Below are 16,233 nucleotides of genomic sequence, written 5' to 3'. Positions count from 1 at the left end.
TCAACTAGACTCTCAGCTGATTTGGGGTCACGGAAAGAAAAGTCGGTCGGTGGATCAAGCACGGGGACACTCCCCCCACGAGCTGTGGGGCCTTGTTGCGCGGCAAGCATGGGCGCGCCTGCGGCGGCGTCTGCGCGCGGGCCCGTCCTATCGCTGGCGCTATTCCGGCCGCACCCCGGAACGCGTTCTCATCGCGCCGCCGGACCTGCGCATCGCAGATCCCCAGGTCGCACGCGATATCTATCACGGCCAGTTTCTCCTCGCCGGCCAGCTTGTTGAAACACGCGGCCAGTCTCCCTTCCGTGTACCGGTCACTGACCTTGCCTGGCAGGACGCGTTGCACGGTTTCCGCTGGCTGCGCCACATGCGGGCCGCCCAGAGCGATCTGGCCTCGGCCAATGCGCGCGCGCTGGTGGAAGAATGGATGGCCCTTCACGGCAAGCGCATTTCGGGGTTGCCATGGGAGCCCGGCACCACATCCCGGCGCGTCATCGCCTGGCTTCAGCATTCTTCCGTCGTGTTGCAGGGCGCCGAGCTTCCGTTTTACCGCCAGTTCCTGAAAATGCTCGCCGTGCAGATGCGCTATCTGCGCACCAACGCCCGTGAAATGCCTGATGGAGAAGATCGCCTGCGCGCGCGCATAGCGCTGGCATTCTGCGCCCTTTCGCTGCCCGCACCCGCCACGGCGGTGAAGGCCGCCAGCCGCAATCTCGCACAGGAGCTCGAGCGACAGATCCTAGCCGATGGCGGCCATGTCTCCCGCAATCCGCGGGCGATCATGGAACTCCTCACCGACCTTCTGCCGCTCCGGCAGACCTATACGAACCAGGCCGAGCAACCCCCGCAGGCCCTCATTGATGCCGTCGAGCGCATGCTTCCGGCGTTGCGCTTCTTCCGTCACCGCGATGGTTCCATCGCCCGTTTCAACGGCATGGGCATCACCCAGCACGACAGTGTCGCCGCCATCCTGCGCTACGATGATACCGGGGGCGCACCGCTTCTACATGCGCCGCATTCAGGCTATGAGCGTCTGGCGCTGGGTGCCACCACCATCATCGCCGACACGGCGGCACCGCCACCTGCCGATCTTTCCCATTTCGCCCATGCGGGCTGCCTGTCGTTTGAAATGTCGTCCGGCCGCCATCAGTTCGTGGTCAACAGCGGCATCGACAATTACGGCGACGACAGCTACCGCCCCCTGGCGCGCACCACGGCCGCGCACTCCACAATCACAATCAACGACACATCACAGGCACGCTTCAGCCTTTCACCGAAATGGAGCGATCTGATCGGCACTCCGCTGATCGGCGGACCACGCAGGGTCGAGTGCCGGCGCGACGACGGGGCCGGTATCCAGCGCTTCACTGCCAGTCACAATGGCTATGTCTCACGCTTCGGGCTCATCCATGAACGCGCCCTCTCCTTGTCGGAGGAAGGGGCCCTGCTCGAAGGCGTGGATCGCGTGGTCAGGCCCGATGGTTCTGCTTCGACGGCAATCGGCAATGATGCGGTGGCCGTTCGTTTTCATATCCACCCTGATATTGACGTTTTCCGGGATCCGGAAGGACGCCACATTCTCGCCGGTGAGGCCACCGACACCTGGCTCTTCACCGTTGAAGGCATTGTTCCGGTGGTTGAAGAATCGATCTTCTTCGCCGGCCTTGGCGGCCCCCGCAGGAGCCGCCAGATCGTGCTCTACACGACGGCTTCCGAACATCCGGAAATCCGTTGGCGGCTCCGCAGGACGCATGCCATAAACGGCAACGGCTAGATCGGCCCAGATTGGGCGTGGTGCGTGGTTCGACAAGCTCACCATGAGGGTGGTGGGGGCTGGCAAACCCGCCCCACGGATCTTCGACCCAGTCCGCAACACCCTTGAAGCTGCATCCCCGCCCCTCATGGTGAGCTTGTCGAACCACGCACCACGTCAATGCAGCAAAGCCTGCTCAAAAACCCCACATGATCAGGCCAGATCAAAGCCCGGCAAACGCCGCGATCTCCTCGACAATCGCCTTGTGAACAGCCGCCCGATCGGCCCCTTCGGGATCGTCGCATACCGGGTCGTCCTTTTCCGCGGCAAGCATCGCTGCCCCTTCCGGCTTGCACTCCGCAAGGAAGGTGAAGTGATGCGCCGGTGCAATCGTCTTCAGCAGCGCCGAGGGCAATCTTGCAGCGAGGTTGCTTCCGTCCGGCCCCACATCAGCCGCCTTGAACAAATGCGTCCGGCCGAGATTGATGAGCAACACCGGCATCTTCATTCTGCCAACACTCTCAGGCGTCGCCGCATACGTCATGCCGGGGTCGATGGCGATGGCCTGCAGAATCCGCTCATCGCGCATATCGGTGGCGAACCCCTCCGGAAGCGCCGCGAAGTCAACACCTCCCTTGGCGAAGAACACACAGTCCTGACCATCCTCACCCATTGTCGCGCAATAGTCCGCATAAGCTCCCCGGTCGAAGCGCAATCCGGCAAGGTTCAGCGCCGTGGCTCCGCCAAGCGAAAAGCCAAGCGAGGCAATGCGCGAACGATCCACGTGATCGGCAAACACAGGCTCATTGAGCAGCGCGTCGAGTGCAGCGCTGAGATCGGCCGCCCGCTCATCGAGCCGCAGTGAACGGCGCGGAGAAGAATCGCCCGACGTGCTGCCGGGATGATTGACCGCCAGCACCATTGCCCCGCGCATCGCCAGCGCCGAGGAAAGCCAGGAGATGGCATCCATATTGCCGCCAGAGCCATGCGAGAGCACGAAGAGCGGAAACCGCCCCTCCGCCACCGCGGCACCGACATAGGCCGAAGTGCCTTGAAAAACGGCATTGTCGCCCACCAGCCCGCGATAGGTCGGCGTGCCGGCCGGATACCATACCGAGGCCGCCAGAACCGATGGGCGGTGATCCGCCTTCACCGTCAACCGGTCATATCCGGCATAGGGACCAGCCATGGCTGCGCCCGTCAGCCCCATGCCGATGAGAAAAGCAGAAAGCAGTTTTTTCATATCCGTCATCCTTTCATCTGGATGACGCCAAACTGCTCAATCCGTCTTCTGCCCGCGACCTGAAACCGGTTTTCGAACCAGGCCGTCCACATCGAACCGGACGCCGCGATATGCGGAACCCAACAGCTTCCCAACCAAGGCCCGCTGCACGCTACGACAGCTTCACCATAAGGGAGTGGTCTGGCTGATCACCGAAAGGCTTCTACCGGAGCCCACGCTCCTCATGGTGAGCCTGTCGAACCACGCACTGCGCCGACATCTTGGGATACTCTGCTCCCTGCGCCGATGCATAAGGCTTGATCTGGCGTTCACCCCGCTAGACGCACCAGGGCTTCGGCAAACATTGCCACCGGCCCGCTGCAATGTCACAAGGCGAGCCTTTGCAGCAACGCGCAGGCTCCACCCATGCTGGCTCTGCCCATTCCAATGATCGTCGCCCTCGTGCTCGCAGGGCTACTGATCCGGATCGCCTTCTCCAGCGAGCGCCCACCGTTTCTGATGGCGCTGCTTGCCGCCTGCGCGCTGCAAAGCCTCATCGTTTCGCTGCGCCAATATTATGGCATCGGCGCATTTCTGCCCCTTCAGCCCATCACGGCCACATTCGTGCCGCCGCTGTCATGGCTCGCTTTCCAGACGGCCTCGTTCCGCCCATTCTTATTGCCCCGCGATCTCGCGCACCTGGCAGCACCTGCCTTTGCAGCTTTCTGCGTCGTCTTCGCGCCGGGTACGCTCGATACGGTGGTCCCGGCCATCTTCGTTCTCTATGGGCTGGCCATTCTGTTGAAGCTGCACCGTAGCGACGATGATCTGCCTCTGGCACGGCTTGAGGCCGGACGCCTTCCAGCCCGAATCTGGGGTGGCATCGGCCTCGCCCTCATCCTGTCGGCGCTCAGCGACGCACTCATTGCGCTCGCCATCATGACCGGCCAGACCGGGCTGCCGCCAGTCATTGTCAGCGTCTTTTCGTCGGCCGCACTGCTTGCCATCGGATTGCTCAGCATTTCACCCAATGCCATGGGTGAGACAGAGGCGGAGTCTCCCCCACAGAGTCCCCACCCCAGCGAGGAAGATGCCCATCTCGTCCAGCGGCTCGATGCGCTCCTTCAGACCGACAGGCCTTATCTTGATCCGTCCCTAACGCTCGCGCGGCTCGCCCGACGATTGCACGTACCGGTCAAACAACTCTCCTCCGCCATCAATCTGGTCAGTGGCGAAAACGTCTCTCGCTACATCAACCGGCATCGCATTCATCACGCCTGCCGCGCACTGGAAGATGGCGCCAATGTCACCGAAGCCATGCTCTCAAGCGGTTTCAACACCAAATCCAATTTCAACCGCGAGTTCCGACGCATCACCGGAACAACGCCGCGCGAATGGAACGCCAAGATCGCCGCTCACGAATAGCCGTGTAACGCCGAACCGATCGCAAGAGCGGCAAAGGCAAACAGGATCGTTCCCGATATGCGCGATACCCAAAGCGACAGACTTTCAGGCAGCCGCGCGCGCGCCAGCGCCACGCCGCCACTCAGGATAAACCACCACAGAAGCGAGCCGAGAAAAACGCCCGTCACCACGGCCACCGCATCGCTAGAGCGTGGAGAATCCGCCAGCCCGAGACCGGCAAACATCGCCGCAAAGGCGAGAATGGTCATCGGATTGGTGATTGTCAGGAAAAAGGTGGCAACGGCGGTTCCGAAGAGATCGCTTGCCCGGGCCCTGGCAGCGGCCCGCGGCGGTAGTGCTGAAAAACTTTTCCAGCCGAGCCATGCCAGAAACAGGCCTCCGGCAAGCTTGAGCGGCACATCGACCATCGCTAGCGCTGCCGCAAACGCCGCAAATCCGACCGCCGCCAGCGTCGCATAGAGAGCATCTGCAAGGGCCGTGCCCAGACCGCCGGCAATGCCGGCCCACAGGCCATGCTCAAGCGTTCTGTTCACACACAATGCCCCGATGGGCCCAAGCGGCGCCGCGACAGCCAGCCCAAGCAACAGGCTCTTGCCGAACAGCAGCGCATCCACTTTGTCAGCCCTTTTCAACCGGCGCGAAAGATCCCGGCTCCACCGTCGACAGGGCCACGACAGACTCGCTGCGGGCCAGAAAACCATGCTTCTTCATGTCTTCGAGAACGCTTTCCACATCGGAAAGCGACGGCACGCGCGCCTTGATGAGATAGGACCACGGGCCAGTCACATGGTGGCATTCCTCTACCGCCTTGTGGGCAGCCGCAAAAACGCGAAACGCCTCTTCATTGACGTTCTGAACCAGTGATACCCAGATGAAAACAAGCACCGGACAGCCCAGCGCCGCCGGATCGGCATCCACCGTGAAACGCCGGATAACACCGCTGGCCGAAAGCCGGCGAATACGCTCATTGACCGCCGAAGCTGACAGCCCCACCACACCACCAATATCAGCCAGAGAGCGGCGGGCATCCTCCGCCAACAGGGTCACGATTTTATGGTCGATCTGATCCATGGCAATTCTTCCGCAAATCCAATTTCAGGATAATTTGCAGAAGCATGGTGAATAGTCAATAAAATATGCGGAAAAATGCTAGTATTGCCGCAAAATTTTTATATCGCCCGCCGAAAGCCAGACATTGATTGCCATAGGCGTCCGCCATTGTCGAGTAGGCCGCTTCCTGACCTTATTGCGTGCCGCATACACCCTTCGGTCTGACTGGTGCCTCTTCAACGATCGCGGCGAAACCAGAATGCATCATCGATCCGTTCCATGCCGATGCGTTCATAGAAGCCCGCAGCCTCAGGCACAGATGCTAGGATCAGGGCAACCTCCGGCCCAAGCAGTCGCCGCGTCTCATTGATCATACCGAGGCCAATTCCCAGCCCCTGCGCTTTTGAAGACACGGCAAGATCGGAGAGATAGGCACACCACGAAAAGTCTGTGACGCAACGGGCGACGCCCACGAGCGGCTTTTCATTTATGTTTCGCCGCGCAGTCACGATGAGCCCGGCACCCGCGATCATGCGCTGAAGTCGCGCTTCATCGTCAATGGGTCGGATCGCGCCAAGCCCTGACTCCTGCAGCACCTGTCCGAACGCGCGGGCCTCAAGGTCTGGCTCACTGGCATAGAGGATCTCAGGTTTTTCGCTCATGCCGAGCACCAATGCTCTTTTGCACAGCCGATGCAACCCGATAATGAGCCAAAATAGCCAATCGCCTGCCGCCAAGCTTGATTTGAGCTCCGCCTGCCGGTACGTCCCCCACATTCTTCCCCGAAGCCGGAGCCGCCTCGTATGTCCGTTGCCGCCAAGAATATTCCCGCACCCGATCTTGTTCCCGTCCGCCGTGCGCTTCTGTCGGTCTCCGACAAGAGCGGCATCGTCGATTTCGCCCGCGCGCTTTCGGGCCGCAATGTAGAGATCGTCTCCACCGGCGGCACCTCCAAGACGCTCTCCGGCGAGGGTATCCCCGTGCGCGACGTTTCGGAGCTGACCGGCTTCCCCGAGATCATGGACGGGCGCGTGAAGACGCTGCATCCCGGCGTCCATGGCGGCCTGCTCGGCATTCGCGACGATGCCGACCATGCCGGCGCGATGAAAGAGCACGACATCGCGCCCATCGACCTTCTGGTCATCAATCTCTACCCGTTCGAAGAGGTGCGTTTCGGCGGTGGCGATTATGCAACCACGGTCGAGAACATCGACATTGGCGGCCCGGCCATGCTGCGCGCGGCAGCCAAGAACCACGCCTATGTGGCCGTCGTAACCGAACCTGCCGACTACGCCCGCATTCTCGAGGCGCTCGCCGAAAATGATGGCGCCCTGCCCTACCGCCTGCGTCAGGAACTCGCCGCCAAGGCCTTCGCCCGCACCGCAGCCTATGACGCGGCCATCTCCGGCTGGTTCGCTGAAACGCTCGAGGTCGAGGCGCCGGATTTCCGCGCCGTCGGCGGCAGGCTCAAGGAAGTGATGCGTTACGGCGAGAACCCGCACCAGAAGGCAGGCTTCTACGTCACCGGTGATAGCCGCCCCGGCGTCGCCACCGCGACCCAGCTTCAGGGCAAACAGCTTTCCTACAACAACATCAACGACACGGACGCCGCCTTCGAGCTTGTCTCCGAGTTCTCGCCGGAGCGCTCCGCCGCCGTCGCCATCATCAAGCACGCCAATCCGTGTGGCGTGGCCGAAGGCGCAACGCTGCGCGAAGCCTATGAGAAGGCGCTCGCCTGCGACCCCGTCTCCGCCTTCGGCGGCATCGTGGCGCTCAACCGCCCGCTCGACGCGGAAGCGGCCACCGAGATCGTCAAGATATTCACCGAGGTCATCATCGCGCCCGACGCGACCGAAGAGGCCCGCGCCATCGTCGCCGCCAAGAAGAACCTGCGCCTGCTCGTCACCGGCGGGCTTGCCGACCCGCGCGCACCCGGCCTTGCCGTCAAGACCGTTGCCGGCGGCCTGCTGGTCCAGTCACGCGACAATGGCGTTGTCGACGATCTCGACCTCAAGGTCGTGACCAAACGCGCGCCGAGCGAGAAGGAAATGGCCGATCTCGTCTTCGCCTTCCGCGTCGCCAAGCATGTGAAATCAAACGCCATCGTCTATGTCCGCGATGGCGCCACTGTGGGCGTCGGGGCCGGCCAGATGAGCCGTGTCGATTCCGCCCGCATCGCCGCGCGCAAAGCCGAGGACGCGGCACAGGCTGCCGGCAATGCCGAGCCGCTGACCAAGGGTTCGGTCGTCGCCTCCGACGCCTTCTTCCCCTTCGCCGACGGCCTTCTCTCCGCCGTGGAAGCCGGCGCCACCGCCGTCATCCAGCCGGGCGGCTCCATGCGCGATGACGAGGTCATCGCCGCCGCCGACGAGCATGGCATCGCCATGGTCATGACCGGCATGCGCCACTTCCGTCATTGACGCAGGCTATACAAAGGATCAGGAGGCGCCCGCCTCCTGATGCCGGCTCTTCACGAAGGGCAGAAGCACCAACCCGATGAGGAACAGCGCCAGGATCGGCGTCACGCCAAGCCGCTGCGCGTCCTCGACCGAGAAACCAAAGGCTTCCGAAGCGAAATATCCGGTAGCAATGGCGATGGCGAACGGCCCGATAAAGGTCGTCGCCTTGCCGGAAAGTGCGTAGAGCCCGAAGGCCTCCGTTACCCGTTCGCGCGATACCTGATCCACCAGCAGCGTGCGCGAGGCGGCCTGGATCGAACCGCCCGCAGCGCCGATGAAGGCCCCCGCCACGAAGAAGGCGATGTCGGGCAGGCTGCTTGCTCCAGCCCCGCTGATCGGCATGAAAAGAAGCTCCTCACGCGTGGTGGAAATCACCAGAAGCGCGCACATGGTCAGCACCACGATGGACACGCTCACCACCAGCTTCGGCCCGAAGCGCCTGTCCATCCGCCCCCCGAGCCACGCGCCCAGCGCACCGGTGACATTGGCCAGAATCCCGAACAGCCCGATCTGCGTGATCGACCAGGAAAGCACCCCCGCCGCATAGATGCCGCCAAAGGCATAAAGCGCGTTGAGCGCATCGCGGTAGAACATGGACGAGAGCAAAAAACTGAAATAGCTGCGCTCGCCCGGCAGACGTTTCAGCGTAGCGCCCAACCGGCCAAGCCCTTCGCGAATCGCCCCCGTCGCCGCCTTGCGGCGCGGCGCATCGGGCGTGAAGAGGAACATCGGCAACACGAACAGCGCATACCATAAGCCTGTCAGCGGCCCCGCCGCCCGGTCGCCCTCACGCGCCGCCGCATCGAGCCCGAAGATCGGCTCCAGTCCCAGAAGCGTGCGGCCCGTATCGGGCTGTGCCGCCATGAAGCCGAGCACAAGCACCAGCGACAGGAGCCCGCCGACATAACCCAGCCCCCAGGCCGAGCCCGAAAGCCGCCCCAGCTCCGCGCGCGGCACGAGATCGGGCATCATCGCATTGTTGAAAACGGCAGCGAACTCCATGCCGAACACGGCAAGCGCCACGGCAAGCAGAACGAGACCCACATGCCCGCCCCCCGGCGCAGCAAACCAAAGCGAAGCGCAGGCCAGAACCCCGATCACCGAGAACACGAAGATCCACGGCTTTCGTGGCCCCGTCGCATCGGCAATCGCCCCCAGAACCGGCGAGGAAAGCGCAATGGCCAGCCCGCCAATGCCCGTGGCGAGCCCCCAGAGTTCCTGCCCCCGCGCCGCATCGGGCGCGACGGCGGAGGCGAAATAGGGCGCGAAGACAAAGGTGATGATGAGCGTGTGAAAGGGCTGTTGCGCCCAGTCGAAGAACATCCAGCCCCAGATGCCACGGCGGGGCACAGTTCCGTGCTCCGCCGGCGGCATGTTCATCCCGGCGTCTTCCGGCACCCCGGCAAGATCAGACACTCAGATCGCTCATCAGGCCGGAGGCCACGGTGAGGCGCGAAACGCTGATCTCGCCGCCCTCCACGAGAGACTGAAGCCTGTCGCGCACGCGCACCACGTGCTCCCCACCGGCCTCGACCCATTTTTCCGCCGGATCCTCCTCCTTGCCATAGTCGGAAAGCGCGGCGATCGTCATCCCGCGCCGTGCGGCGCTGATCATGTCGGTCGCGCGGAAAAGCGCCAGCCCGTCATAATAATCCGACGGCACGATCGTGTGCGCCGCATCCTCGATACGCCCGATGCGAAACGCATCGGTAATGCCGAAGAACGCCTTGGCGGCCTTCTCCAGCGGCGCACCGGCCTTTTCAGCCACCAGTTCGATATCGGGCACCATCTCCGCGACCGAAAGGAACGCAAGCTTCTTCGCCAGATCCTCCGGCGCGCCAAGCGCCACGAGCTGCCCACGGCGGTTTTCCAGGCGCTCGCGCATGAAAGCCGGCAGCATCGGCATGAGCTTGCCCTCCAGCGCCTTGCGCGCGGCCCGCAGCCGATCGATGCGCGCGCCGACGGTTTCCTTGTCGCTGTCGTTCTTGAGCTGCCAGGACGTCGCCGAATAGATCAGCCGCCAGACGATCTGATAGAGATCAAGCTGCGCCATGCCGTCGATCTTGTTGTCCAGCGCATCGATGGCCCTGTAGATTTTCCGCAGCTCAAACCCTTCGCGCACCACGGCAAAGGCGGCAACGATGTCGGCTGCCGGCCGGCCCGTCAGATCCTGTAGCCGCGTGACAAAGCTCGGCCCGCCGCGGTTGATCACGTCATTGGCCAGTTCCGTGGCAATGATCTCGCGCTTCAATCGATGGGACCGGATCTCGCTCTCGTATTTCTTCGCCATGCGGCTTGGGAAATAGGCAAAAAGATCTTCTTCCAGATGGGGCGCGTCCGGCACCTTGCTGGCGACAATCTCGTCGAAAAGCACGATCTTCGCATAGGCAAGCAGCACGCCCACTTCCGCACGCGTCAGCGGCTCGCCCCGGCTTTCCCGATCCGCCAGCTCCTGCGGCCCCGGCAGAAACTCCACCGACCGGTCGAGCAGACCGCGCTGTTCGAACAGGGTCATCATCCGCGCCTGATGCGGCATTTCCGGCATGCCACGCTTCTGAACCTGCGAGATCGCCAGCGTCTGCTGATAGTTGTTGGCAAGAACCAGCTCGGCGACTTCGTCCGTCATCTCGGCGAGCAGCTTGTCACGTGCCGGCCGTTCCAGCGCGCCAGAGCGCATCGCCGCCGCCAGCGCGATCTTGATGTTCACCTCAACGTCGGAAGAGTTCACGCCGGCCGAGTTGTCGATGGCGTCGGAGTTGCAGCGTCCGCCATGCAGGCCAAACTCGATGCGTGCAAGCTGCGTCATGCCCAGATTGGCGCCTTCGCCAATCACCTTGGCGCCCACTTCGCGCGCGGTCACGCGGATCGCGTCATTGGCCCGGTCGCCCACCTCCTGATTGCTTTCCGTGTGTGAGCGCACATAGGTGCCGATACCACCGAACCAGAGGAGATCCACCGGTGCCTTAAGGATCGCGGTCATGATCTCGGTCGGCGAGGCGGTCGTCTTGTCGAGCCCGATGGCGTCTGCTGCCGCCTTGCTGAGCGTGATCGACTTCTGGGCCCGCGAGACGATGATGCCGCCCTTGGAAAGCTTGCTCGTGTCGTAATCCTGCCAGCTCGAGCGCCCCATGTCGAAGAGACGCTTGCGCTCGGCATAGGAGACCGCCGGATCGGGATCCGGATCGATGAAGATGTCACGGTGGTCGAAAGCGGCCACCACCTTGGTGCAGGTGGACAACAACATACCATTGCCGAAGACGTCACCCGACATGTCTCCCACACCCACAGCCGTAAAAGGCTCCGACTGGATATCGCGGTTCATCTCGCGGAAATGCCGCTTCACCGCTTCCCACGCGCCCCGTGCGGTGATGCCCATCTTCTTGTGGTCATAGCCTGCCGAGCCGCCGGAGGCGAAAGCGTCATCCAGCCAGAAATCATGCGCCTGGCTGATCGCGTTGGCGGTGTCGGAGAAGGTCGCCGTTCCCTTGTCGGCAGCCACCACGAAATACGGGTCATTGCCATCGTGGCGCACCACGCCTTCTGGCGGAATGACCTTGTCGCCATCCAGATTGTCGGTCAGCGACAAAAGACTGGAGATGAAGTTGATGTAGGCCGCGCGTCCTGCCTCGAACACCTCCTGGCGGCTGCCATTCTCCGGCAGGCGGCGCGGGTAGAAACCGCCCTTCGCGCCCACCGGCACGATTACCGCATTCTTGACCTGCTGTGCCTTCACAAGGCCCAGCACCTCGGTGCGGTAGTCCTGCGCCCGGTCAGACCAGCGCAGGCCGCCGCGCGCGACGGGACCGAATCTGAGGTGAACACCTTCCACCTCTGGCCCATAGACGAAAATCTCGCGCCACGGCCGCGGCTGGGGCAGGCCCGTGATGGCGCGAGAATCGAATTTCAGCGCCAGTGACCGGACAGTCTCATCGGCTTTTGGCCGATAATGATTGGTGCGCAGCGTTGCCTCGATCAGGTTGAGGAAGCGCCGGATGATCGTGTCATCATCGAGGTTGGGCACCGCATCGAGATCCGCCTCGATCGCGCTCTTCAGCGCCATTGCCTCGTCGCGTGCTTTGGGTTTTCCCGCCTTCGCGGGATCGAAGCGCAGTACGAACAGTTCAAACAGCTTTCGCGCGATATGCGGATAGCGATTCATCGTCGCGGCGATGAAGTCCTGGCTCTGCGGAATGCTCGCCTGATGCAGGAAGCGGCTGTAGGCGCGCAGAATAGCGATCTCGTCGACGCGCAGGCGGGCTCTCTGAGCCAATGCGTTGAGCCGGTCGTCGTCATGCTCTTTGCGCCAGACAGAAAGAAACAGTTCTTCGAACAGCGCACCGTTGTCAGAAAGATCTATCGGCCCATCGAACGCATTTTCCAGCTCCATGTCATGGATGAAAATCTGGGCGCTCTCTTCGTCATCTGCATCGCCCACTTCGAAGGTACGCTCGGAGATGACACGGAAGCCCATGTTCTCGAGCAGCGGAACACGTTCCGTCAACGGAACCGGGGTACCGTAATGGTAGATCTTCAGCGCTGCCTGCGTTTCATCCTGATCGTCATGCCTGTGAAAATCGATGGCGATCCGATTGGACTCGGAGAGCTTGGCCATGCGCGCGGCATCGATGAGTGCCGTTTCGGCGGAAAAACCGTTGCGGTAGCTCTCGGGAAACGCCGCGGCAACGGCTGCGAGCCTGCGGTCTGCACCGGTTTCTTCCAGCGCTTCCTGCAGGGCATCGTCCCAGGTTCGCACGATCTTGCGAATGCCCGCTTCGAGCGTCTCCGTATCGATGCGTGGTGTCTTGCCGCCGGAACGTCCAATGATGAAATGGACACGCGCCAGTGTCCCTTCAGGGAACGCCGGATAATAGGCTGAGACGCGTCCCTTGAAGACGGTCTTGAGGTAGTTGCCGATCTCGATGCGCACCTGGGAATCGTACCGGTCCCGCGGCACGAAGACGATCACCGAAACGAACCGGTCAAACTGATCGATGCGATACAGGGCCCGCACCCGCGGACGCTCGCCAAGAGCCAGTATCGCTTCCGCATGCTTGCGCAGGATCGGCAGACCGATCTGGAAAAGCTCGTCGCGGGGATAGGATTCCAGAACGTTGATCAGCGCCTTGCCCGAATGGTCGGTCGACGCAAATCCGGACTTGGCGATAACAGCCTCCGCCTTCGACCGCAGATACGGGATCTTCATCACTGATCGCGTGTAGGCCGTGGAGGTGAACAGGCCGACAATGCGCAGCTCGCCGGTCAGTTTTCCTTTGTCGTCAAAGGTCTTGACGCCGATATAGTCGAGATAGGCGCGGCGATGGACAACCGATTTGGCATTGGCCTTGGTCACGATGAACGGATCGGGACCATGGAGAAAGGCGCGAATCTCCGGAGTGGTCGAAACCGCCTCCTTGCCGCGGCGCAGAACGAGAACGTCCGGATCGGCCAGAATGCCGAGGCCCTTCTTGTTGGCACGTTCCAGCGTCCCGTTCTCCTCGCCTCCCGAATACCGAAACTCGCGCATGCCGAGGAATGTGAAATTGTCGTCGCGCAACCATTCCAGAAAGGCGATTGCTTCTGAAACAGCATCCTTGTCGAGCGGCACGGGGGCATAGCGCAATTCGGTGATCTGCTGGTCGAGCCGTGCAAGCATCGGCTTCCAGTCGACCACTGCCGCACGGACCTGCGCCAAAGTTGCGTTGAGACGCGTTTCCAGCTCCTTGCATTGGTCGTCGGACAATCGGGGAAGATGGACGTGAATGAGGCTGATCTTGTCCTCACCGGCAGCGGGTTTTGTGCCGGCTGCGTCGCCGACAATCTCTTCCACGCCTTTCTTGCCGTGACGCACCACGAGAACCGGATGCGCGACGAGTGTCGCTTCAGCACCGAAATCGCTGAGTTCTCCCAGCACCGAATCGAACAGAAACGGCATGTTGTCATTCACGACCGTCAGCACGCTGACCGGGCGGCCAAGCCGTTCGATCCCCGCAACATTGTCTATCCGCACAACGCTGGTTCCCGGCTTGTGAGCCTTGATGGCGGCGACAGCATCCTCGGCCGTGCGCAGCAGCGCTGCCTCGTCATAGGGGCGCAGATCCTCCGCCGGCGTCCGCGCGCTGATGATCTCATGCAGGACCTTGCCCATCGGTCCGCCCTTTTTCGCGGTCTTGGAGGTCTTTGCTTTGGCTACCATGCCGAAAATCCCTGTTGGTTGACCAAACTGGCCCATCGTATTCAGACAAAAGCGGTTTGACGACCCGTCATTCCACCGTGCAGGCTGAATACAACCTATTCCTATCGAAAGGGTGTCTGCATCATGACGAAACCGGTCACTGCACTGCATTTTCCTCCGCTCGAAGCACTGAGCGAGGAAACCCAAGCCTATTTCGAAAAATGCGAGGAGAAACTTGGCCTGGTGCCCAATGTGCTGCGCGCCTACGCGTTCGATGAGAACAAGCTCAGAGCCTTCACGCAGATGTACAATGATCTGATGCTGGGTGATTCGGGCCTGACGAAGCTTGAGCGCGAAATGATTGCCGTTGCGGTTTCCAGCATCAACCATTGCTTCTACTGCCTCACCGCGCATGGTGCGGCCGTCCGCCAGCTTTCCGGTGATCCGGTACTGGGCGAGCTGATGGTCATGAATTATCGGGCCGCAAAACTTGATCCGCGACAAAAGGCAATGCTCGATTTCGCCGTCAAACTCACAGAAAGCCCTGCAAAGATTGAGGAAACGGATCGGGAGACGCTCCGCGCTGCCGGCTTCTCCGAGCGCGACATCTGGGATATTGCCGCCGTGGCCAGCTTCTTCAACATGACCAACCGCATGGCTGCTGCCGTCGATATGCATCCCAATGAGGAGTATCATGCGATGGCTCGGCAACCATCATCTGACTGACCGCAAAGGGTCATCGCTATTAAGGCTACCGATACACCCTGATTCGCGTAGTCGGGCCGATGAGCGGCAGAATGCGTGCCATGGCGCGAGGCGATACAGCTATGCAGCCCTCGGTGGGCGGGAAACCGGGCTTGGCAATATGAAAGAAAATCGCACTGCCGCGATTGCGGATTGCCGGCCGCATGTTCCAGTCCGACACCATGCAGATATCGTAGAGACGATCCTCGCGCGTCATGCGTTCATGGCTGGCCCGATAGGGCAGTCGGACCGGGCGATTGTAATTGCGATCGCCTGACGCGTCGCACCAGCCATCTCCGACTTTGATCTGACGAAGCGGAAAACGGCTCCTGGGCGGGCCGGAAGGGGCTCTGTCACCACGAAAATAGCCGGACAGGAGCCGCAAATCTCCGATTGGAGTTGCGCCGTCCCCTTCGCGCTTGAGCATCGTCGTACCTGTACGCCCCAGCGCGCATGGAAAGACGAGTGGCCCCACAACCATCAATCCCTCGGTCGGTCTGCCCGGCCTGCGGCGCACCTCGATCAGATCAATCGATTTGCCGGCTTCACACGTCATCTTGAGGATAACCCACGTCTCAGCTTACGTTAAATTGATTGGAACAAATGTTCGCCATGGTGTTCTCGCACTGTTAGGTTCCGCATAAAGCGGGAACGGTCAACACTGCAATTCCATTTGAATCGGCAGCCTTTTTCCTGGATAGTGGATACAACCATGACGTCACGCACCATCCTAATCGTCGATGATGACGAAGACCTGAGGACGACACTCGTCGAGCAACTGTCGCTCTATGAGGAATTCGACATTCTTCAGGAGGACACGGCGACGAAAGGCATTCAGTCTGCGCGCAACGCGATTGTCGACCTGCTCATCATGGATGTCGGCCTGCCGGATATGGATGGCCGTGAAGCGGTCAAGCTTTTGCGCAAGGGCGGTTATCGCGCGCCGATCATCATGCTGACGGCGCAGGACACCGATTCGGACACGATCCTTGGCCTTGAGGCCGGCGCCAACGACTATGTGACCAAGCCATTCCGATTCGCCGTGCTTCTCGCCCGCATCCGCGCGCAGCTTCGCCAGCACGAGCAGAGCGAGGATGCCACCTTCGCCGTTGGCCCCTACACGTTCAAACCCTCGCAGAAACTCCTCATCGATGAACGTGGCGGCAAGATTCGCCTGACGGAAAAAGAAGCCGCGATCATCAAATACCTCTATCGCGCCGAACAGAAAGTGGTGACACGCGACGTCCTTCTGGAAGAAGTCTGGGGATACAATTCCGGCGTTACCACCCACACGCTCGAGACCCATGTCTACCGTCTTCGGCAAAAGATCGAGCGCGATCCTTCCAAAGCTGAAATTCTTGTGACAGAAAGCGGTGGTTATAAGCTCGTTCCGTGAGACTGCGCCATGAGG

The 16,233-nt window shown here is 61.6% G+C and carries 12 protein-coding genes; 5 read left to right on the top strand and 7 right to left on the bottom strand.

Annotated features, from left to right (window positions below):
• Positions 1–49 precede the first annotated feature (49 nt).
• A complete protein-coding gene (locus tag H7H48_RS13905) occupies positions 50–1,771 on the top strand; it encodes a heparinase II/III family protein (protein ID WP_229449651.1) in 1,722 nt (573 codons plus the stop codon).
• 202 nt (positions 1,772–1,973) lie between these two features.
• Here H7H48_RS13905 and H7H48_RS13900 read toward each other — a convergent pair whose 3' ends face one another.
• Entirely contained in the window at positions 1,974–2,993 is a 1,020-nt protein-coding gene (locus tag H7H48_RS13900) for an alpha/beta fold hydrolase (protein WP_229449650.1), read from the bottom strand.
• Between the two features lie 405 nt (positions 2,994–3,398).
• Between H7H48_RS13900 and H7H48_RS13895 the strand changes: the two genes are divergently transcribed.
• Positions 3,399–4,397 (top strand): helix-turn-helix domain-containing protein, encoded by a 999-nt coding sequence (locus tag H7H48_RS13895; RefSeq protein WP_229449649.1) that lies wholly within the window; start codon positions 3,399–3,401, stop codon positions 4,395–4,397.
• On the opposite strand, the gene H7H48_RS13890 is transcribed toward H7H48_RS13895, so the two are convergent.
• The 3 genes from H7H48_RS13890 to H7H48_RS13880 form a co-directional block, all read right to left on the bottom strand.
• On the bottom strand, positions 4,388–5,011 hold the full coding sequence (locus H7H48_RS13890; RefSeq protein WP_229449648.1) for a LysE family transporter: 624 nt from the start codon (positions 5,009–5,011) through the stop codon (positions 4,388–4,390). The genes H7H48_RS13895 and H7H48_RS13890 overlap by 10 nt on opposite strands.
• Positions 5,012–5,015: 4 nt before the next feature.
• Positions 5,016–5,468, bottom strand: a complete 453-nt coding sequence (locus H7H48_RS13885) for an Lrp/AsnC family transcriptional regulator (RefSeq protein WP_229449647.1) — start codon at positions 5,466–5,468, stop codon at positions 5,016–5,018.
• Positions 5,469–5,683: 215 nt separating this feature from the next.
• Complete coding sequence (locus H7H48_RS13880) at positions 5,684–6,109, bottom strand: GNAT family N-acetyltransferase (protein WP_229449646.1); 426 nt, start codon at positions 6,107–6,109, stop codon at positions 5,684–5,686.
• Between the two features lie 141 nt (positions 6,110–6,250).
• Between H7H48_RS13880 and purH the strand changes: the two genes are divergently transcribed.
• Positions 6,251–7,867: a bifunctional phosphoribosylaminoimidazolecarboxamide formyltransferase/IMP cyclohydrolase gene (gene purH / locus H7H48_RS13875; RefSeq protein ID WP_229449645.1), complete on the top strand. Its 1,617-nt coding sequence runs from the start codon at positions 6,251–6,253 to the stop codon at positions 7,865–7,867.
• Positions 7,868–7,885: 18 nt separating this feature from the next.
• On the opposite strand, the gene H7H48_RS13870 is transcribed toward purH, so the two are convergent.
• Both H7H48_RS13870 and H7H48_RS13865 read right to left on the bottom strand, forming a co-directional pair.
• Entirely contained in the window at positions 7,886–9,286 is a 1,401-nt protein-coding gene (locus H7H48_RS13870; RefSeq protein ID WP_229450085.1) for an MFS transporter, read from the bottom strand.
• Between the two features lie 28 nt (positions 9,287–9,314).
• Positions 9,315–14,099 (bottom strand): NAD-glutamate dehydrogenase, encoded by a 4,785-nt coding sequence (locus tag H7H48_RS13865; protein ID WP_229449644.1) that lies wholly within the window; start codon positions 14,097–14,099, stop codon positions 9,315–9,317.
• A 123-nt stretch (positions 14,100–14,222) separates the two neighbouring features.
• Here H7H48_RS13865 and H7H48_RS13860 point away from each other — a divergent pair, with 123 nt between their 5' ends.
• On the top strand, positions 14,223–14,804 hold the full coding sequence (locus H7H48_RS13860) for a peroxidase-related enzyme (RefSeq protein ID WP_229449643.1): 582 nt from the start codon (positions 14,223–14,225) through the stop codon (positions 14,802–14,804).
• Positions 14,805–14,829: 25 nt separating this feature from the next.
• On the opposite strand, the gene H7H48_RS13855 is transcribed toward H7H48_RS13860, so the two are convergent.
• Entirely contained in the window at positions 14,830–15,378 is a 549-nt protein-coding gene (locus tag H7H48_RS13855; protein WP_229449642.1) for a L,D-transpeptidase, read from the bottom strand.
• Positions 15,379–15,534: 156 nt separating this feature from the next.
• Here H7H48_RS13855 and H7H48_RS13850 point away from each other — a divergent pair, with 156 nt between their 5' ends.
• Positions 15,535–16,218: a response regulator transcription factor gene (locus H7H48_RS13850; RefSeq protein ID WP_229449641.1), complete on the top strand. Its 684-nt coding sequence runs from the start codon at positions 15,535–15,537 to the stop codon at positions 16,216–16,218.
• The last annotated feature ends 15 nt before the right edge of the window (positions 16,219–16,233 follow it).

It is taken from the genome of Nitratireductor sp. B36 (assembly GCF_020833685.1).
Lineage (GTDB): Bacteria > Pseudomonadota > Alphaproteobacteria > Rhizobiales > Rhizobiaceae > Nitratireductor.
This window is presented reverse-complemented; position numbering and strand designations above follow the sequence as displayed.